Genomic DNA, 19,685 nt, shown 5'->3' on the forward strand with positions numbered 1-19,685 from the left:
ATGGCTCAGCTCTATTTTTATTATTCCGCAATGAATGCAGGGAAATCCACCGCGCTATTACAGTCCTCTTACAATTATCAGGAGCGCGGCATGAGGACCCTGGTCTATACCGCTGAAATTGACGATCGCTTCGGCGCGGGCAAGGTTAGCTCCCGTATTGGTCTTTCGTCGCCTGCCGCCCTGTTTAATGCGCAAACGCAGCTCGATGCGGAGATCGGAGCGGAACATGCGCGCCAGCCGGTGCACTGCGTACTGGTAGACGAATGCCAGTTTCTGACGCGCGATCAGGTCAAGGCGCTCTCGGACGTCGTGGACAATATGGATATCCCGGTGCTCTGCTACGGACTGCGCACCGACTTTCGCGGCGAACTCTTTGGCGGCAGCCAGTATTTGCTTGCATGGGCCGACAAGCTGGTGGAATTGAAAACCGTCTGCCACTGCGGCCGTAAGGCGGGTATGGTGTTGCGGCTCGACGGCGAAGGCCGACCCTACAGCGAGGGGGAGCAGGTGGTGATCGGCGGCAACGAGCGTTATATCTCGGTATGCCGTAAGCATTACAAGCAGGCGATAGAGCAGGGGTCGCTGGCCGCCATCTACGGCCAGCAAAAACCTGGCTGACGCCGGCTCCCGACAGCCATAAAAAAACCCGCCAAAGCGGGTTTTTCCTTACAGGCCGGTTATCAGGCTTTTTTCGCTTTCTTCTCGGCTTTCTCCACTTTCACCGGCTGTGCGGCCTGCGCCTGCGCCACATCGGCGAAGGGCTCGGCGTATTCGCGGCCGTAGAAGGTATCCATCATAATCTGTTTCAGCTCGGCGATCAGCGGATAGCGCGGATTAGCGCCGGTGCACTGGTCGTCGAAGGCATCTTCGGCCAGCTTGTCGACTTTCGCCAGGAAGTCCGCTTCCTGTACGCCGGCTTCACGGATAGAGGTGGGAATACCCAGCTGAGTTTTCATCTCATCCAGCCACGCCAGCAGCTTCTCGATTTTCTGCGCGGTGCGGTCGCCAGGCGCCGCCAGACCTAAATGGTCTGCGATTTCCGCGTAGCGGCGGCGCGCCTGCGGGCGGTCGTACTGGCTGAACGCCGTCTGCTTAGTCGGGTTATCGTTAGCGTTATAGCGGATAACGTTGCAAATCAGCAGCGCGTTGGCCAGACCGTGCGGAATATGGAACTCGGAACCCAGCTTGTGCGCCATGGAGTGACAGACGCCAAGGAAGGCATTGGCAAAAGCGATACCGGCGATAGTAGCGGCGTTGTGCACGCGTTCACGCGCCACCGGGTTTTTCGCCCCTTCCTGATAGCTGGCTGGCAGGTTCTCTTTCAGCAGTTTCAGCGCCTGCAGCGCCTGGCCGTCAGAGTATTCGTTAGCCAGCACCGAAACATAGGCTTCCAGCGCGTGCGTTACCGCATCCAGACCGCCGAAGGCGCAGAGCGAACGCGGCATCTCCATCACCAGATTGGCGTCGACAATCGCCATGTCCGGGGTCAGGGCGTAGTCCGCCAGCGGATATTTCTGACCGGTGGCGTCGTCCGTCACGACGGCAAACGGCGTCACTTCTGAACCGGTGCCTGAGGTGGTGGTGATGGCGATCATGCGCGCTTTCACGCCCATTTTCGGGAATTTATAGATACGTTTGCGGATATCCATAAAGCGCAGCGCCAGCTCTTCGAAATGGGTTTCGGGATGTTCATACATCACCCACATGATTTTCGCGGCATCCATCGGGGAGCCGCCGCCCAGCGCAATAATCACGTCAGGCTTAAAGCTGTTCATCTGCTCGGCGCCTTTACGCACGATGCTCAGCGTCGGGTCAGCCTCAACTTCAAAGAAGACTTCGGTTTCAATGCCGTGCGATTTCAGCACGCGCGTCACCTGATCGGCGTAGCCGTTATTGAACAGGAAGCGGTCAGTGACGATAAAGGCGCGTTTCGCACCGTCGGCGGCCACCTCTTCCAGCGCAATTGGCAGCGAGCCGCGGCGGAAATAGATGGATTTCGGAAGTTTATGCCACAACATGTTTTCTGCTCGCTTAGCCACGGTTTTCTTGTTGATGAGGTGTTTCGGTCCCACGTTTTCAGAAATAGAGTTGCCGCCCCAGGATCCGCAGCCCAGCGTCAGAGAAGGCGCCAGCTTGAAGTTGTAGAGGTCGCCGATACCGCCTTGTGAAGCCGGGGTGTTGATCAGAATACGCGCGGTTTTCATGCGGTCGCCGAAGAAGTTGACGCGCGCTTTCTGATTGTCCTGGTCGGTATAGAGACAAGAGGTGTGGCCGATACCGCCCATCGCCACCAGCTTTTCCGCTTTCGCCACGGCATCTTCGAAATCGCTGGCGCGGTACATCGCCAGCGTCGGCGAGAGCTTTTCATGGGCAAAGGGCTCTGATTCATCTACCCGCTTCACTTCACCAATCAGAATCTTGGTGCTGCTCGGCACACTGATGCCAGCCAGTTCAGCGATTTTGTACGCTGGCTGACCTACGATGGCTGCGTTAAGCGCGCCGTTTTTCAGGATAACGTTCTGAACCGCTTTCAGCTCCTCGCCCTGCAGCAGATAGCCGCCGTGGCTGGCGAAGCGCTCACGCACCGCATCATAAACGGCGTCAACCACGATAACCGACTGCTCGGAGGCGCAGATAACGCCGTTATCGAAGGTTTTGGACATCAGGATAGAGGCAACGGCGCGTTTGATATCGGCCGTTTCGTCAATCACCACCGGCGTATTGCCCGCGCCGACGCCGATAGCGGGTTTACCGGAGCTGTAAGCGGCTTTCACCATGCCGGGGCCGCCGGTCGCCAGAATAAGGTTGATGTCAGGGTGGTGCATCAGCTGATTAGAGAGCTCGACGGAGGGCGCGTCGATCCAGCCGATAATATCTTTTGGCGCGCCGGCGGCGATGGCGGCCTGCAGCACGATATCCGCCGCTTTATTTGTGGCGTCTTTGGCGCGCGGATGCGGTGAGAAGATAATGCCGTTGCGGGTTTTCAGGCTAATCAGCGCTTTAAAAATTGCCGTTGAGGTTGGGTTGGTTGTGGGAACAATACCGCAAATCAGTCCGATGGGCTCAGCGATGGTGATGGTGCCGAACGTATCGTCGGTGTCCAGCACGCCACAGGTCTTTTCGTCTTTATAAGCGTTATAGATATACTCTGAGGCAAAGTGGTTTTTAATCACTTTATCTTCGACGATACCCATGCCAGATTCGGCGACCGCCATTTTGGCGAGAGGGATGCGGGCGTCAGCGGCGGCGAGGGCGGCGGCGCGGAAGATGGCGTCAACCTGTTCTTGAGTGAAGTTGGCGTATTCACGCTGTGCTTGTTTTACGCGTTCTACCAGTGCGTTAAGTTCAGCGACATTAGTAACGGCCATGGTGCTCTCCTGAAGGAAGTTAAACTCTGTTAGTAAACCTGCCCGGAGTCCTGATTATAGCCATGCTGCGCTAATATTTTGGCCTAAGCCAAAAGGTCAGAATATTCGTTGGCTTACTGAAAGAGTTTTCGCACGGAGCAAATAACCTTGCTGATAACTTTCGTTGGAAAAAGATTACCTGGAATGGGGTAGAGGAATGTTGATTCAGATCAATTTAACCCCAAGCTGACACCTTTCAGCAGCCATTTTTGTCTAAAACAGGCGGGCTAAGCGGGTCGCCCGCTTGTGCGCCTGCTCTGCCTGTCGCGCGGGCGCAAGAGGCGCTCTGCGTTGCCCTGAAGCAGCAGAATTTTCTGTTTAGTTGACTGGTTTACGCGGCAGTTTTTGCGTAAATTAAGCGCGATTTCTTTATCCTCATCGGAGCGAACCGTGAACCCTGCGTTGCTTGATCTTTCGGGCTATATCAAATTCTTTGTTGGCCTGTTCGCGCTGGTGAATCCAGTGGGCATTATTCCCGTCTTTATCAGCATGACCAGCTATCAGGCGGCGGCTGAGCGTAATAAAACCAATATGACTGCGAATCTGGCAGTCGCCATTATTCTCTGGACCTCGCTGTTTCTCGGCGACGCCATCCTGCATATTTTTGGCATTTCTATCGACTCCTTCCGCATCGCAGGCGGCATTCTGGTGGTCACTATCGCTATGTCGATGATCAGCGGCAAGCTGGGGGAAGATAAGCAGAACAAGCAGGAGAAATCGGAAACCGCCATTCGTGAGAGTATCGGCGTGGTGCCGCTCGCGCTGCCGCTAATGGCCGGTCCTGGCGCTATCAGCTCCACGATTGTCTGGAGCACGCGCTACCATAGCTGGCAAAACCTGCTGGGCTTTAGCGTGGCGATTGCGCTCTTCGCCTTTTGCTGCTGGCTGCTGTTTCGCGCCGCGCCGCTGATGGTGCGCGTGTTGGGTCAGACCGGCATTAACGTGATCACGCGTATTATGGGTCTGCTGCTGATGGCCCTCGGCATTGAGTTTGTCGTCACCGGCATCAAAGCGCTATTTCCCGGCCTGGTGAATTAAGACGGCTTAATTTCCGGCACAAACGCTGTTATGTCTCTTAATGGTGCAATGGCAGACTTTTTTGCACCATTAAGATGCAATTATTCCTGTGGCTTAATCTGCTGCAAAAATTATTAAGTAAATTACTTGCCCGCCTGGCGCTCCGGAAGCGTTTGCATCCTGCTGTGACTATTTTCACATCATAAAATGTCATTACTTGCTGAAACGGCATCATAAACTGGCATGAAAGCTGCAATTATCTGTTTTTTGTTTTCACAATGAAGATAAAGACAGAAGGGTTGCGCATTCTTACCGGCACGAAAGGGAGAAAGCGCGAGTTGAAGCCGAAAAACAGGTAAAGTGCTGTATAAACAGGGTGATAATCCTTATTTCTGCGCAAAAATTAACGCTGTTCTCCTGCATAAAGACGTGATAAAAGAGAATCAGGTAACATTTTTGTTATTTTTACTTTGTCGGCAGAGGCGGCGTTCTGCTAATTTTCGGCGCAACAGTTTTTCATTTGGTCTCAAAGTGAGAACGCTTCTTGCTTATGAGCTAAAGGGCTTATGAAGAAGGGTTAACTTTTTTGATGAAATGGAAGATTACGCCGCTGTCACTCAGCTTGATGATACTCTCCGGCGCGGCGCACGCCGCGACTGTTCCCCCAGGCACCGAACTCGCCGCCACGCAAAATATCGTGATCAATAACGGCACAGAGGTCTCTTCGCTCGATCCGCAAAAGACGGAGGGCGTGCCGGAATCGCGCATTATCTCCAACCTGCTGGAAGGGCTGGTAACTACCAACAACAGCGGCGTTATCGTGCCGGGCGTGGCGCAGTCGTGGCAAAACGAGGGCGGAAAGGTCTGGACCTTCACTCTGCGCGACAACGCGAAATGGAGCAACGGCGCGCCCGTTACCGCGCACGATTTTGTTTACAGCTGGCGACGTCTCGCCGATCCTAAAACCTCCTCGCCCTATGCCAGCTACCTTCAGGCGGCGCACCTCAGCAATATCGACGCGATCGTGGCCGGTAAAGCCGCGCCCGACAGCCTCGGCGTCAGGGCGCTGGACGATCGTCATTTGCAGGTCATCCTGAGCGAACCCGTGCCCTATTTTATCTCAATGCTGGCAAACACCGCGCTGTCACCGGTCAACGCCGCGACGGTAGAGAAGTGGGGCGATGCCTGGACGCGTCCCGAGCACTACGTCGGCAACGGCGCCTATCTGCTGAGCGAATGGGTGATTAATGAGAAGCTGGTGCTAAAGCGCAATCCTGGTTACTGGGATAACGCGCACACGGTGATTGAACAGGGGACTTTTCTGCCGATCGAATCGGACCATAACGACGTCAACCGCTATCGCAGCGGCAATACCGATATGACCAACAGCGTGGTGCCGCCCGAGCTGTTCCGCAAGCTGCAGGGCGAACTAGGCGATCAGGTGAAAGTCAGCCCGCTGCTCTGCACCTTCTACTACGAGATCAACAATAAAAAGCCGCCGTTTAACGACGTGCGCGTGCGTACCGCCATTAAGCTGACGCTGGATCGCGATATCATTACGCAGAAAATCATGGGGCAGGGCCAGATCCCGGCTTATAGCCTGACGCCGCCTGCGACGGCGGGGGTGACGCTGACGCCGCCAGCCTGGTTCAGCTGGAGCCAGGCGGAACGCAATGCGGCCGCGAAAAAACTGCTGGCTGAAGCAGGCTATAACGCCCAGCATCCGCTGCGCTTTACGCTGCTCTACAACACCTCCGATCAAAACAAAAAGCAGGCGATCGCCGCCGCCTCGATGTGGCAAAAGAATCTCGGCGCGCAGGTCAGCCTGCAGAATCAGGAGTGGAAAACCCTGCTGGAGACGCGGCATCAGGCACAGTATGACGTGGTGCGCGCCACCTGGTGCGCCGACTACAACGAGCCCTCCACCTTTTTGAATATGCTGATTGGCAACGCCTCCATTAACACGGCGTTTTACCACAGCGAGAAGTATGACCGTCTGATGGCGCAAACCCTGTCCGCCAGCAGCGAAGCGGCGCGCGCCGCGCTCTATCAGCAGGCTGAAGCACAGCTCGACAATGACTCGGCGATTGTGCCAGTTTATTACCGCGTCAGCGTGCGGCTGGTGAAACCCTGGACAGGCGGTTTTACTGGCAAAGACCCGCTCGATATGACCGATTTGAAATATTACTTCATTAAAAAGCACTGAGGCTGACCTGGCAACATAAGCCGGGAAGCCCGCGCGGTGCTGAAGCCTTTCGGGGCAAACAACTATCCTCAGCCAAAATGAGGAACCCGCTAACGGGGGACGCCGACACGGTTTGCCGCGTCGGTGAAGATAAAAAACTGGAGTGTAATAATGAACAACATCACGAAAAAAAGCCTGATTGCTGCTGGCGTTCTGGCAGCACTGGGCGCCCTGGCAGGGAATGCACTGGCAGCCAACGTTCCGGCTGGCGTTGAACTGGCGGCCAAACAGGAGCTGGTACGCGGCAACGGCGATGAGGTGCAGTCGCTCGATCCGCACAAAATCGAAGGCGTGCCGGAAGATAACGTCGCGCGCGACCTCTATGAAGGTCTGCTGGTCAGCGACAGCGATGGCCATCCGGTGCCCGGCGTCGCAGAAAAGTGGGAAAACAAAGATTTCAAAGTCTGGACCTTCCATCTGCGCAACAACGCTAAATGGTCCAACGGCGAGCCGGTAACCGCACAGGATTTCGTCTACAGCTGGCAGCGTCTGGCCGATCCGAAAACCGCATCGCCCTACGCCAGCTATCTGCAGTATGGCCATATTGAAAACGTCGACGACATCATCGCCGGCAAAAAACCGACCTCCGATCTGGGCGTAAAAGCGCTGGACGACCATACGCTACAGGTCACGCTGAGCGAACCGGTTCCCTATTTTTATAAGCTGCTGATCAATGCCGTGATGTCGCCAGTCTATAAACCAGCGATTGAAAAATTTGGCGATCAGTGGACGCAGGCGCAGAACTGGGTCGGCAACGGCGCGTTTAAGCTGGAAGCGCACGTGATCAACGAACGCATTACCCTGGTGCGTAACCCGCAGTACTGGGACAATGCGCATACCGTGCTCAACAAGGTCACCTTCCTGCCGATCAACTCTGAAGTCAGCGACGTAAACCGCTACTTCTCGGAAAACGGCAGCGACATGACCTACAACAACATGCCGATTGAGCTGTTCAAAAAGCTGCAGCGCGAGAACGGCAAAGAGCTGCATGTCGATCCCTATCTCTGCACCTACTACTACGAAATCAACAACCAGAAAGCGCCGTTTACCGATCCGCGCGTGCGCGCCGCGCTTAAGCTGGGTCTGGACCGCGACATTATCGTGAACAAAGTGCTGGCGCAGGGCCAGCTGCCAGCCTACAGCTATACGCCGCCAGCCACCGACGGCATGGATATTCTGCCGCCGGACTGGTTCAAGTGGTCGCAGGAGAAGCGTAATGAAGAGGCGAAAAAGCTGCTGGCCGAAGCGGGCTACACGGCTGACAAACCGCTGACCTTCAATCTGCTCTACAACACTTCAGATCTGCATAAAAAGCTGGCGATCGCCGCCTCGTCAATCTGGAAGAAAAATATCGGCGTCAACATCAAGCTGGAAAACCAGGAGTGGAAAACCTTCCTGGATACGCGCCATCAGGGCAACTTTGACGTTGCGCGCGCCGCGTGGTGTGCGGACTACAACGAGCCGACCTCCTTCCTGAACACCATGCTCTCCGACAGCAGCAACAATACCTCGCACTATAAGAGCGCGGAATTCGATAAAGTCATCCACGATGCGATCAAGGCGGCAGACGATAAAGCGCGCGCGGCGGATTATGCCAAAGCTGAGCAAATTATGGATAAGGACAGCACCATCGTGCCGGTTTACTACTACGTGAACGCGCGCCTGGTGAAACCTTATGTTGGCGGCTATACCGGCAAGGATCCGCTGGATAAAACGCTCGACAAGAATTTCTACATCATCAAACACTAATAGCAAACAGGCTATCGGCAAGGGCGGCGCGTGGTGCGCCGCCTTTATGTACTTTGTCCGCTTTGTGAAGCAATAAGCCTGGTAGGTACGGCAATGTTAAAATTTATCCTGCGTCGACTGCTCGAAGCGATCCCCACGCTTTTCGTGCTGATCACCATCTCCTTCTTTATGATGCGCCTCGCGCCCGGCAGCCCTTTCACCGGCGAACGCACGCTGGCGCCGGAAGTGATGGCGAATATCGAAGCGAAGTACCATTTGAACGATCCCATGGGCAAGCAGTATCTGGACTATCTGATCCAGCTGGCGCACGGCGATTTCGGCCCGTCGTTTAAATATAAAGACTATACGGTTAACTATCTGGTCGGCCACGCCTTCCCGGTTTCGGCCAAACTCGGCCTGGCGGCCTTCGTGCTGGCGGTGATCCTCGGCGTGACGGCGGGCGTCATCGCGGCGCTGAAGCAGAACAGCCTGTGGGATTATGCGGTGATGGGGGTCGCCATGACCGGCGTGGTGATACCCAGCTTTGTGGTGGCGCCGCTGCTGGTGCTGCTTTTCGCCATCACCCTGAAATGGCTGCCCGGCGGCGGCTGGAACGGCGGGCAGCTGCGCTATATGCTGCTGCCGATGGTGGCGCTGTCGCTGGCCTATATCGCCAGCATCGCGCGTATCACCCGCGGCTCGATGATTGAGGTGATGCACTCTAACTTCATCCGCACCGCGCGCGCCAAAGGACTGCCGCTGCGCCGTATTGTGCTGCGCCATGCGCTCAAGCCCGCGCTGCTGCCGGTACTCTCCTATCTCGGCCCGGCGTTTGTCGGCATTATTACCGGATCAATGGTGATCGAGTCGATTTACGGCCTGCCCGGTATCGGTCAGCTGTTCGTCAACGGCGCGCTGAACCGTGACTACTCGCTGGTGATGAGTCTGACCATTCTGGTCGGGGTCCTGACCATTATTTTCAACGCGATCGTCGACGTGCTCTACGCCGTGATCGATCCGAAAATTCGTTACTAACGCTGGAGCTCGCCATGATGTTAAGTAAGAAAAACAGCGAAGCTCTTGACGCCTTCAGCGAAAAGCTGGAGGTAGAAGGGCGCAGCCTGTGGCAGGATGCGCGTCGCCGTTTTATCCACAACCGAGCGGCGCTGATCAGCCTGCTGGTGCTGGTGCTGATCACGCTGTTTGTTATTTTCGCCCCGATGTTCGCGCAGTTTAGCTATGACGACACCGACTGGGGCATGATGTCCGCGGCGCCGGACACCACCTCCGGCCACTGGTTCGGCACCGACTCCTCCGGGCGCGACCTGCTGGTGCGCGTCGCCATCGGCGGACGTATCTCGCTGATGGTGGGCATCGCGTCGGCGCTGATCGCGGTAATTGTCGGCACGCTTTACGGCTCGATTGCCGGCTATCTCGGCGGCAAAATCGACTCGGTGATGATGCGTATTCTGGAGATCCTGAACTCTTTTCCGTTTATGTTCTTTGTGATCCTGCTGGTGACCTTTTTCGGCCGCAATATCTTGCTGATTTTCGCCGCTATCGGCATGGTCTCCTGGCTTGATATGGCGCGTATTGTGCGCGGCCAGACGCTGGGGCTGAAGCGTAAAGAGTTTATTGAAGCGGCACACGTTGGCGGCGTCTCTACCGCCAGCATTGTACTGCGCCATATCGTGCCGAACGTGCTGGGTGTGGTGGTGGTTTACGCCTCACTGCTGGTGCCGAGCATGATCCTGTTTGAATCCTTCCTGAGCTTTCTCGGCCTCGGCACGCAAGAACCGCTGAGCAGCTGGGGCGCGCTGCTCAGCGACGGCGCCAACTCGATGGAAGTGTCGCCGTGGCTGCTGCTGTTCCCGGCTGGTTTTCTGGTGGTGACGCTGTTCTGTTTCAACTTCATCGGCGATGGCCTGCGTGACGCCCTCGACCCGAAAGATCGTTAAGGAGTTTCCCGATGACCATTCATGAATTTCAGCCGGCAATGGCTGCCCGCGCGGGAAGCGAGCTGTTACTGGAGGTAAAGGACTTACGCGTTACCTTTCAGACCCACGATGGCGATGTGACGGCCGTTAACGATCTGAACTTTTCGCTGCGCGCCGGGGAAACCCTGGGCATTGTTGGCGAATCCGGTTCCGGCAAATCGCAGACGGCGTTTGCGCTGATGGGGCTGCTGGCGAAAAACGGTCGTATCGGCGGTTCTGCGCTGTTCAATGGCAAAGAGATCCTCAATCTGCCGGAGAAGGCGTTGAACAAGCTGCGCGCCGAGCAGATTGCGATGATCTTCCAGGATCCGATGACCTCGCTCAATCCCTATATGCGTGTTGGCGACCAGCTGATGGAGGTGCTGAAGCTGCACAAGGGGCTGAGCGGCGCGCAGGCGTTCGAAGAGTCAGTGCGCATGCTGGACGCGGTAAAAATGCCGGAAGCGCGCAAACGCATGAAGATGTTCCCGCACGAGTTTTCGGGCGGCATGCGCCAGCGCGTGATGATTGCGATGGCGCTGCTCTGTCGGCCGAAGCTGCTGATCGCCGATGAGCCGACCACGGCGCTGGACGTCACCGTACAGGCGCAGATCATGACGCTGCTAAACGAGCTGAAGCGCGAGTTCAACACCGCGATTATCATGATCACTCATGATTTAGGCGTGGTGGCAGGCATCTGTGACAAGGTGCTGGTGATGTACGCTGGACGCACCATGGAGTATGGCCGCGCGCGCGATGTTTTCTATCAGCCAGCCCATCCTTATTCTATCGGCCTGCTGAGTGCAGTGCCGCGTCTGGACGCCGAGGGCGAAAGCCTGACCACCATTCCCGGCAACCCGCCGAACCTGCTGCGCCTGCCGCAGGGCTGCCCGTTTCAGCCGCGCTGTCCGCATGCGATGCCCGTCTGCACCCAGGCGCCGCCGCTGCTGCCGTTTGGCGAAGGGCGCCTGCGCGCCTGCTTTAAGCCGGTTGAGGAGTTAGTATGAGTACCGTCGCTGAGAAAAAAGTGCTGCTGGAAATCGCCGATCTCAAGGTGCATTTCGACATTAAAGATGGCCGCCAGTGGTTCTGGCAGCCGCCGAAATCCCTCAAGGCGGTGGACGGCGTCAGCCTGCGTCTTTACGAGGGCGAAACCTTAGGCGTGGTCGGCGAGTCCGGCTGCGGCAAATCGACGCTGGCGCGCGCGATTATCGGCCTGGTGAAGGCCACTGACGGACGCGTCGCCTGGCTGGGGCGCGATCTGCTTGGGCAGAGCGAAGAGGAGTGGCGCAAGGCGCGCAGCGATATCCAGATGATCTTCCAGGATCCGCTGGCCTCGCTTAACCCGCGCATGACCATCGGCGATATTATCGCCGAGCCGCTGCGCACCTATCATCCGAAGATGCCGCGTCAGGAAGTGAAAGACCGCGTCAAAAATATGATGATGAAGGTGGGCCTGCTGCCGAACCTGATCAACCGCTATCCCCATGAGTTCTCGGGCGGACAGTGTCAGCGTATCGGCATCGCACGCGCGCTGATCCTTGAGCCTAAGCTGATTATCTGCGACGAGCCGGTCTCGGCGCTCGACGTCTCGATTCAGGCGCAGGTGGTGAATCTGCTGCAGCAGCTGCAGCGCGAGATGGGGCTGTCGCTGATCTTTATCGCGCACGATCTGGCGGTGGTGAAGCACATCTCCGACCGCGTGCTGGTGATGTACCTCGGCCACGCCGTCGAGTTGGGCACCTATGACGCGGTCTACAACAACCCGCAGCATCCCTACACGCGCGCGCTGATGTCGGCGGTGCCGATCCCCGATCCCGATCTGGAGAAGAATAAGCAGATCCAGCTGCTGGAAGGGGAACTGCCGTCGCCGATCAACCCGCCGTCAGGCTGCGTATTCCGCACCCGCTGCCCAATCGCTGGCCCCGAGTGTGCGAAAACGCGTCCGCTGCTGGAGGGGAGTTTCCGCCATGCGGTCTCCTGCCTGAAGGTCGATCCGCTGTAATAAAAAACGCCGGGCAGTTGCCCGGCGTTTTGCCAGTTGATTATCCCTGCAAGCGGCGCAGGTCGCTTATTCGCGCCAGAGAATATGACACAGCTTGTGGTCTTTCTCGCGGCAGAGCAGCACGCGGGCGAACACATCGGTAATCGGCTCGCCGTCCGCTTCGCCCAGCCCAATTACCACTTCAGAGAAGAAGTCCGGATTAAGATCGAAATCGACGTGCTCTTTCCAGTCTTCCGAAGGGTCGAACAGCTCTGCGCCGCCGCGCTCTTCGAACTGGAGGTTGAAAAGAATAATATCCGCCGGATCGAGGTTGTCGCCTGCCAGTTCCAGAAAAATGTCGTAGGCCTGTTCCAGCGTTTCGTCTTCGGTAAGGCGATTATTTAAATCCATGATCGATCCTGTCTGCCCTGAGGCGCGTTGCAATTTCCGCTCGTTTTACAGTAAAGGACTAAAGAAGTAAAACAGTCGTTCAACGATACGCTGCCACCAGGCACGTTTTGACCATCGTTTCCCGTCCAGCAAACGCGAGCGCGCGATATAGTCGTCCTGCACGCAGGCCAGGTCGCTGCCGAAACCGGCGTCATCAACCACCAGCGTGATTTCAAAGTTTAGCCACAGGCTGCGCATGTCGAGATTAACCGTGCCGATCAGGCTGAGCTGGCCGTCCACCAGCACGCTCTTGGTGTGCAGCAAACCGTCCTCAAACTGATAGATCCTGACGCCCGCTTCCAGCAGCTCGGTGAAAAAGGCGCGGCTCGCCCAGCCCACCAGCAGCGAATCGTTATGACGCGGCACGATAATGCTTACCTCGACGCCGCGCAGCGCCGCCGTGCAGATGGCGTGCAGCAGGTCGTCACTCGGCACAAAGTAGGGCGTGGTCATAATCAGCTGCTCGCGCGCCGAATAGACGGCGGTCAGCAGCGCCTGATGGATCATATCTTCGGGGAAGCCCGGCCCAGAGGCGATGACCTGTACCGTATGGCCGCTCTCGCGTTCAAACGGCATGATATTGCCGTCGGGCGGCGGCGGCAGAATACGCTTGCCGGTCTCAATCTCCCAGTCGCAGCTGTAGACGATGCCCATGGTGGTGGCGACCGGGCCTTCCATACGCGCCATCAGGTCGACCCACTGACCAACGCCTGCGTCCTGCTTGAAATAGCGCGGATCCACCAGGTTCATGCTGCCGGTATAGGCGATGTAGTTGTCAATCAACACCACTTTGCGGTGCTGGCGCAGATCCATACGGCGCAGAAACACGCGCAGCAGGCTGACCTGCAGCGCCTCGACCACGTCAATGCCAGCGTTGCGCATCATGCCGACCCAGGGACTGCGAAAAAAGGTCACGCTGCCCGCCGAGTCAAGCATCAGACGGCAGTGCACACCGCGCCGCGACGCCGCCATCAGGGATTCTGCCACCTCGTCCGCCAGCCCGCCGGGATGCCAGATATAGAACACCATCTCAATATTGTGGCGCGCCAGCTGGATATCGCGGATCAGCGCCTGCATCACGTCGTCCGAACTGGTGAGCAGCTGCAGCTGATTGCCTTTCACGCCAGCGATGCCCTGGCGATTCTCGCAGAGCTGGAACAGCGAGCGCGCGACGTCGCTGTGCTCCGTCGCAAAAATATGGCTGCGCTGACGCAGATCGCTCAGCCATTTCGCGGTAGCGGGCCACATGGTGCGCGCGCGCTCCGCGCGGCGCTTGCCCAGATGAAGCTCGCCGAAAGAGAGGTAGGCGATAATACCGACCAGTGGAAGGATGTAGATAATCAGCAGCCAGGCCATGGCGGAGGTAACCGTGCGGCGCTTCATCAAAATACGCAGCGTGACGCCGGCAATCAGCAACCAGTAGCCAAACAGCAGCAACCAGCTGATAAGAGTGTAAAAGGTGGTCATTAAGTGGACATCCCGTTCGCGCTTGGTCAGAGAAGTTTACGTGCTGGCAGGCGACAACGAAACCCCCAATCGCCACCGCGATCGATAAGAGATCCGAGTTGGCATTAGCGTGAAGATCTCTATAATGCGGCCGCGTGATGTCGAAGCAGGAGAGAAGGTGATGAGAAAAAGCAGAAATGAAGTCGCGCGCTGGAGAATGTTACGGCAGGTGCATCGCCGTCGCGCCCGCTGGCTGGAGGGCCAGTCGCGTCGCTACAGCCGGATCCACGCGATTCGCCATCAGCTGGCGCAGCAGCAGCGCCGTTCGATTCTGTTTATCACACAGAATACCTGACCAGAGCCGCCCCAGAGGCGGCTTTTTAGTGGCCTCTGGCGACCAGCACCACATTCACCAGCTGCGCCGCCGCGGCAATGACAATCAGCATCACAATAAGCTGTTTTTTCTGTTTCCAGCCGTCACGCCGCCAGATCAGTAGCGCCTTAACGATCAGCCCGAGGGCCAGCATCAGCAGCGCAATCACCAGCCATTGCATCCTGTTTACTCCACGCTAAGAAATAAAAATGGCTTCGGCGCGAACGCGGAAGCCAGGGTAACAAAATCGGTCGGGGAATCAGAAAACGCGTTTGAAGGGTTTTACCGCAACATTTTTGTAAACGCCAGCCGCGATATAGGGATCGGCCTCTGCCCATGCCTGCGCCGCTTCCTGCGAGCTGAACTCCGCAATAATCGCTGAACCGGTAAAACCGGCGACGCCAGGATCGTTGCTGTCGACAGCCGGCATCGGGCCCGCAACGATCAGACGGCCTTCATCCTGCAGCAGCTGCAGGCGCGCCAGGTGGGCAGGGCGCACCGAAGTGCGTTTTTCCAGAGAATCAGCGTTATCTTCGGCGTAAATGATGTACAGCACTTTGAAGCCCCCATTGGCTCATCATATTTTCGCAACACGGTAAGGGATCGTAAATAAGAGTGCAAACGAAAGATGGTGTAATGCATGTGGGGCAGCAGGTCAGGTTAAAAAACGGCGATATCTGCCCATTTTTCAGCAGTTATTGAAACTGATTGCTATTTGCATTTAAAATCGTGGCTTCATTTTCTGACTGCGACTGCTATGACCACGTTGACGATGCCCTTTTTAAAACGTACGCCTGTTTCTGTGCTGCTCTCCGTTGTCCTGCACGGTTCCGTTATCGCCGGCATTCTCTATGCCTCGTTTCATCAGGTCGTCAACGTTCCTGAGGTATCACAGCCGATTAGCGTCAGCCTGGTCGCGCCGGAAGTGCAGCCTGAACCCGCACCTGTAGTGGAACAGCCGGCGCCTCAGCCAGAGCCGGAGCCAGAGCCTGTTCCGGAACCTCAGCCGGTGCCGGAGCCGCCTAAAGCTGAGCCGGTGCCAATTCCGGTGCCGCAACCCAAACCTAAGCCGAAGCCGAAGCCGAAACCAAAGGTAGAGCACAAACGCGAGGTGAAGCCGCGCCAGGAGGCGAAGCCGCAGGCGAATCCGTTTAAACAGGAGGCGCCAGCCACCCAGGCGAAACCCACAACCGCGCCGAAATCGACGCCCTCGCCATCGCCCTCGCCGTCGACCTCGCAGGGGCCGAAGGCGCTCAGCGTGTCGAAACCAGGGTATCCGGCGCGTGCGCAGGCGCTGCGAATTGAGGGACGCGTGCAGGTGCAGTTTGACGTCGGCGACGACGGGCGCGTGGAGAACATCGCTATTCTTTCCGCACAGCCGCGCAATATGTTTGAGCGCGAGGTGAAACAGGCGATGAAGCAGTGGCGCTATCAGCCAGGCCGGCCTGGCAAAAACCTGAAGATGACGATCGTCTTCAAAATGAACGGCGGCTCCAGCATCGAATAAAAAAAGCGGTCATCTGACCGCTTTTTACTACTCCGTCGGTGCGAGATTCGCGCGTCCCGGCGGCAGCGGGCGCGATTTCCCTTCATTATCTACGGCGACATAGATAAATACCGCCTCGGTGGCGCAGTAGGTCTGACCGATGGGTTCTGATGAGACCTTCTTGATCCACACTTCGACATTAATGGTCATAGAGCTGTTGCCGGTGCGAATGCAGCGCGCGTGACAGCTCACCACATCGCCTACCGCGACCGGTTTGAGAAACGACATGCCGTCGACGCGCACCGTCACCACCCGTCCTTCTGCAATCTCTTTTGCCAGAATAGCGCCGCCCATATCCATCTGCGACATCAGCCAGCCGCCGAAGATATCGCCATTGGCGTTGGTGTCCGCCGGCATCGCCAGGGTACGCAACACCATTTCGCCTTGTGGCAACTTATGTCTCTCGTCCATTGCTTCACTTCTTATGCAGGTGAAGGCGCGCTGCGCCCGTAAGGCCCGGCCAGGCCGGACCGCATTTATTTTTCGTCTTGTTGCGGCATCTGTCGCCAGATGTAGAGTCCGCTCAGCAGGGTAAACAGCAGGGTAAGCGCGGTCAGACCGAATACTTTAAAGTTAACCCAAAACGCTTCAGGTAACCAAAACGCGACATAGATATTCGCCAGGCCGCAGGCGAGAAAGAAGATTGCCCAGGCGACATTCAGGCGGCGCCAGCTGCTTTCCGGCAGCTGAATCTCTTTGCCCAGCAGGCTTTTGATCAGCGGCTGCGTCATAAAGAACTGGCTGTAGAGCAGTGCCAGCGCGAACAGGCTGTAGATCACCGTGACTTTCCATTTAATAAACTCATCGTTATGGAAAACCAGCGTCAGGGTGCCGAAGATCGCCACCAGGGCAAAGGTGAAGAGGGTCATTTTTTCCAGCTTGCGGTAGAGCACCCAGCTCACCACCAGCGCAAGGCCGGTGGCCACGATCAGCGCGCCAGAGGCAACGAAGATGTCGTAAAGCTTATAAAAAATAAAGAAGACCACTAAGGGAAGGAAATCGAGTAACTGCTTCATAGTCATTCCAGTTCAGCGAAAACAACATAAAACGGTGCGCCCCGCAGGGCGCAGCGCGCTTAACGAACCAGCATATAGAGCCGGAAAAGATAGATAACCAGCAGGGCGGAGATCAGGTTGCCAATAGCGGTGATGGCGATGGCCAGCACGTTATCTGGCAGCGCCGTCAGCGAGGAGGAGGCGAACAGCAGTGCCATTTTCGCCAGCAGCCAGAGAATAATCGCTGGCGCGATCAGCCTGACGTTTTTCCATGCCAGACGGCAGCTGGCGCGCATCGCGGCGAAAATGCCGCTCTTTTCGCTTGCCAGGATCACCGGCGACAGCGACAGCAGAATCGCCAGCATAATGCCCGGCACCATCAGCACCATAAAGCCCAGTTGCACCACCAGGGTAATCAGGAAGGTCTGCAGCAGCAGCTTTGGCAGCAGCGGCGCCGAGGCGCCGATCGCGCGCAGCGCGCTGATGCGCTGGCCGGCGGAGACCATCGGGATCAGACAGAGCATGCCGCCCAGCAGCAGCGTATTGCCAATCAGCGCGGAGAAGGTCCCGGCCGCAGAGGCGCGCAGCAGAATGCGCTGCTGCTCAGGCGACATATTTTGCACCAGCTCAAACAGCGAAGAGGCGCTGCTGTCGCTCTGCTGAAGCTGCGCCAGCTGATCGCCGCCGGGGGTAAAGGCGTGCACCAGAATGACCGTGATAAAGGCCGTCAGTAACGACATCAGCACGATGGTCAGCAGCTGGTGGCGGAAAAAATTTCCTGTGTCACGGTATAACGAGCTTGCCGTGATAGACATGTACTCTCCTTGGTGAAACCGGGTTGATTAACCCGGCGATTGTACATGGTCTGGCCCGGCGCTGGCACCCGCAGCGCGATAACTTTCTGTCATGGAAGGTAAAGAAGGGTGAAAAAGCGGCGGCAGGCCATAGCGAGCGCGGGCGCGATCGCAGGCTTCGTTATATACGCCGTTTTCGCCCGACATGGCGAACTCGCGGCAGGGCGAGGGGCGCTGCGTATAGATGCCGCAGGAGGTGCAGCCGCCCGGCTCGCCCTGCAGCGCCACACAGCGTGGCTCATGCGTATTGGTGCCGCGCATATTACGCATCAGCAGGCTTAACGGCTCGGTCAGCTCGACCGGAACCGCACCGCCGGCGTCATCGGCTTCAGCCCAGTAGAAAGAGACGCGGAAATGGGCGCAGCAGGCGCCGCAGGTCATGCAAGGGTTTGGATTATCGCTCATTTGATCGCCCGCCACTCCTGAGGCATCGAACCAAAATCAACACGGGAAAAAAGCAAAATAATCACGCCGCTAAATTTCTTCAAGCGATATTTCAGGCGGCTCTCCAGGGCTAAAATTGATCAAGATCAATACCATGCGCTTTATGTGGTTTTTCTTGATTGATTCAGATGCATTTTTTGCCAAATCCCGTTAGAACGTTGCCCACAACGTCACACCCTAATTTCCCCCGTTTATCTTGTGCAAAGGAGTGATCATGAAACTGACAAAATGCGCTTTCTTACTGGCAATGGCTCTACCGCAACTGGCACTGGCTCATGAAGCAGGCGATTTCTTTATGCGCGCCGGCAGCGCGACGGTGCGTCCTACCGAAGGTTCCGATAACGTGCTGGGTATGGGCGGTTTTGACGTCAGCAACAATACCCAGCTTGGCCTGACCTTTACTTATATGGCCACCGACAATATCGGCGTCGAACTTCTCGCCGCCACGCCGTTCCGTCACAAAGTGGGGCTGGGCGCGACCGGCACGCTGGCAACGGTGCGTCAGCTGCCGCCGACCCTGATGGCGCAGTATTACTTCTTCGACAGCCAGAGCAAGGTGCGCCCATACGTGGGCGTTGGCGTCAACTACACCACGTTTTACGATGCCGACTTCAATCAGACCGGCCGTGATGCCGGGCTGAGCGACCTGAGCGTGAAAGATTCCTGGGGCGTGGCGGGACAGGTCGGTCTCGACTACCAGATTAACCGCGACTGGATGCTGAACGCCTCGCTCTGGTATATGGATATTGATACGGAAGTGAAGTTTAAGGCGGGCGGCAAGCAGCAGAATATCGATACGCGCATCGATCCTTTCGTCTTCTTTTTCGGCGCAGGCTACCGCTTCTGATAAAAAAGGCCGCGAATCGCTCGCGGCCTTTTATTTTTTTGCGTCTGCGTTATTTAATCTGCATGTTGTTCACAACAGACTTCACGCCTTTCACGGTACGGGTCACTTCTACCGCGCGGCTGGCCATCTGCGGCGAGCTGACAAAACCGCTTAGCTGCACGCGGCCTTTAAAGGTCTCAACGTTAATCTCGCGTGATTTGAGCTCATCGTCATTCAGCAGCTGTGCTTTGACTTTGGTGGTGATCACCGTGTCGTCGATATAACCGCCGGTACCTTCCTGCTTCGCCGTCGGCGCACAGGCGCTCAGCGTTAGCGCAACAACCACGGCGACCAGCGCGCCTGCAAGGACTTTAAACAGTTTCATTGCTTCTCT

At 56.9% G+C, this 19,685-nt stretch carries 21 protein-coding genes; 11 read left to right on the plus strand and 10 right to left on the minus strand.

The genetic code is table 11. From position 1 onward, the window contains the following. Positions 1-618, plus strand: coding sequence for a thymidine kinase (gene tdk / locus ACR6A7_RS02775; protein WP_434123236.1), 618 nt, complete (start codon positions 1-3; stop codon positions 616-618). Positions 619-680: 62 nt separating this feature from the next. Here tdk and adhE read toward each other — a convergent pair whose 3' ends face one another. After that, positions 681-3,368: a bifunctional acetaldehyde-CoA/alcohol dehydrogenase gene (gene adhE, locus ACR6A7_RS02780; protein WP_434123237.1), complete on the minus strand. Its 2,688-nt coding sequence runs from the start codon at positions 3,366-3,368 to the stop codon at positions 681-683. 429 nt (positions 3,369-3,797) lie between these two features. Here adhE and ACR6A7_RS02785 point away from each other — a divergent pair, with 429 nt between their 5' ends. The 7 genes from ACR6A7_RS02785 (at position 3,798) to oppF (ending at position 12,378) form a co-directional block, all read left to right on the plus strand. Further along, positions 3,798-4,445, plus strand: coding sequence for a YchE family NAAT transporter (locus tag ACR6A7_RS02785; RefSeq protein WP_033747940.1), 648 nt, complete (start codon positions 3,798-3,800; stop codon positions 4,443-4,445). A 568-nt stretch (positions 4,446-5,013) separates the two neighbouring features. Next, complete coding sequence (locus ACR6A7_RS02790) at positions 5,014-6,630, plus strand: ABC transporter substrate-binding protein (protein WP_434123239.1); 1,617 nt, start codon at positions 5,014-5,016, stop codon at positions 6,628-6,630. 150 nt (positions 6,631-6,780) lie between these two features. After that, positions 6,781-8,418, plus strand: a complete 1,638-nt coding sequence (gene oppA / locus ACR6A7_RS02795; RefSeq protein WP_434123240.1) for an oligopeptide ABC transporter substrate-binding protein OppA — start codon at positions 6,781-6,783, stop codon at positions 8,416-8,418. Between the two features lie 93 nt (positions 8,419-8,511). Next, complete coding sequence (gene oppB, locus ACR6A7_RS02800; protein WP_434123241.1) at positions 8,512-9,432, plus strand: oligopeptide ABC transporter permease OppB; 921 nt, start codon at positions 8,512-8,514, stop codon at positions 9,430-9,432. Positions 9,433-9,446: 14 nt separating this feature from the next. Beyond that, complete coding sequence (gene oppC / locus ACR6A7_RS02805; RefSeq protein ID WP_434123242.1) at positions 9,447-10,355, plus strand: oligopeptide ABC transporter permease OppC; 909 nt, start codon at positions 9,447-9,449, stop codon at positions 10,353-10,355. Between the two features lie 11 nt (positions 10,356-10,366). Further along, the gene (locus ACR6A7_RS02810; protein WP_434123243.1) at positions 10,367-11,380 is read left to right on the plus strand and encodes an ABC transporter ATP-binding protein; all 1,014 of its coding nucleotides are present in this window, start codon (positions 10,367-10,369) and stop codon (positions 11,378-11,380) included. After that, complete coding sequence (gene oppF, locus ACR6A7_RS02815; RefSeq protein ID WP_033746742.1) at positions 11,377-12,378, plus strand: murein tripeptide/oligopeptide ABC transporter ATP binding protein OppF; 1,002 nt, start codon at positions 11,377-11,379, stop codon at positions 12,376-12,378. The genes ACR6A7_RS02810 and oppF overlap by 4 nt, the downstream gene beginning before the upstream one ends. A gap of 66 nt (positions 12,379-12,444) precedes the next feature. Here the strand turns inward: oppF and ACR6A7_RS02820 are convergent, their stop codons facing one another. Next, a complete protein-coding gene (locus ACR6A7_RS02820; RefSeq protein WP_033746744.1) occupies positions 12,445-12,768 on the minus strand; it encodes an HI1450 family dsDNA-mimic protein in 324 nt (107 codons plus the stop codon). A 45-nt stretch (positions 12,769-12,813) separates the two neighbouring features. Beyond that, on the minus strand, positions 12,814-14,274 hold the full coding sequence (gene cls, locus ACR6A7_RS02825; RefSeq protein WP_434123244.1) for a cardiolipin synthase: 1,461 nt from the start codon (positions 14,272-14,274) through the stop codon (positions 12,814-12,816). Positions 14,275-14,434: 160 nt separating this feature from the next. Here cls and ACR6A7_RS02830 point away from each other — a divergent pair, with 160 nt between their 5' ends. Further along, positions 14,435-14,608: a YciY family protein gene (locus ACR6A7_RS02830; protein WP_123800210.1), complete on the plus strand. Its 174-nt coding sequence runs from the start codon at positions 14,435-14,437 to the stop codon at positions 14,606-14,608. A gap of 25 nt (positions 14,609-14,633) precedes the next feature. On the opposite strand, the gene ACR6A7_RS02835 is transcribed toward ACR6A7_RS02830, so the two are convergent. Both ACR6A7_RS02835 and ACR6A7_RS02840 read right to left on the minus strand, forming a co-directional pair. Beyond that, a complete protein-coding gene (locus ACR6A7_RS02835; RefSeq protein WP_434123245.1) occupies positions 14,634-14,807 on the minus strand; it encodes a hypothetical protein in 174 nt (57 codons plus the stop codon). A 78-nt stretch (positions 14,808-14,885) separates the two neighbouring features. After that, entirely contained in the window at positions 14,886-15,182 is a 297-nt protein-coding gene (locus ACR6A7_RS02840) for a YciI family protein (RefSeq protein WP_033746748.1), read from the minus strand. 201 nt (positions 15,183-15,383) lie between these two features. On the opposite strand from ACR6A7_RS02840, the gene tonB reads away from it, so the two are divergent. Beyond that, positions 15,384-16,133: a TonB system transport protein TonB gene (gene tonB / locus ACR6A7_RS02845; RefSeq protein WP_434123246.1), complete on the plus strand. Its 750-nt coding sequence runs from the start codon at positions 15,384-15,386 to the stop codon at positions 16,131-16,133. Between the two features lie 27 nt (positions 16,134-16,160). On the opposite strand, the gene yciA is transcribed toward tonB, so the two are convergent. The 4 genes from yciA to ACR6A7_RS02865 all read right to left on the minus strand — a co-directional run bounded on the left by yciA (position 16,161) and on the right by ACR6A7_RS02865 (position 18,426). Further along, positions 16,161-16,583, minus strand: a complete 423-nt coding sequence (gene yciA / locus ACR6A7_RS02850) for an acyl-CoA thioester hydrolase YciA (RefSeq protein WP_434123247.1) — start codon at positions 16,581-16,583, stop codon at positions 16,161-16,163. A 65-nt stretch (positions 16,584-16,648) separates the two neighbouring features. Continuing rightward, the gene (locus ACR6A7_RS02855; RefSeq protein ID WP_434123248.1) at positions 16,649-17,188 is read right to left on the minus strand and encodes a septation protein A; all 540 of its coding nucleotides are present in this window, start codon (positions 17,186-17,188) and stop codon (positions 16,649-16,651) included. 59 nt (positions 17,189-17,247) lie between these two features. Further along, a complete protein-coding gene (locus ACR6A7_RS02860) occupies positions 17,248-17,982 on the minus strand; it encodes a YciC family protein (RefSeq protein WP_434123249.1) in 735 nt (244 codons plus the stop codon). 27 nt (positions 17,983-18,009) lie between these two features. Further along, on the minus strand, positions 18,010-18,426 hold the full coding sequence (locus ACR6A7_RS02865) for a YkgJ family cysteine cluster protein (protein WP_434123250.1): 417 nt from the start codon (positions 18,424-18,426) through the stop codon (positions 18,010-18,012). Positions 18,427-18,679: 253 nt separating this feature from the next. Between ACR6A7_RS02865 and ompW the strand changes: the two genes are divergently transcribed. Next, positions 18,680-19,312, plus strand: coding sequence for an outer membrane protein OmpW (gene ompW, locus ACR6A7_RS02870; protein ID WP_434123251.1), 633 nt, complete (start codon positions 18,680-18,682; stop codon positions 19,310-19,312). A 49-nt stretch (positions 19,313-19,361) separates the two neighbouring features. Here the strand turns inward: ompW and ACR6A7_RS02875 are convergent, their stop codons facing one another. Then, positions 19,362-19,676 (minus strand): BON domain-containing protein, encoded by a 315-nt coding sequence (locus ACR6A7_RS02875; RefSeq protein WP_033746762.1) that lies wholly within the window; start codon positions 19,674-19,676, stop codon positions 19,362-19,364. Positions 19,677-19,685 lie beyond the last annotated feature (9 nt).

This window comes from Pantoea phyllosphaerae (assembly GCF_051025595.1).
In the GTDB taxonomy this organism is placed as follows: domain Bacteria; phylum Pseudomonadota; class Gammaproteobacteria; order Enterobacterales; family Enterobacteriaceae; genus Pantoea.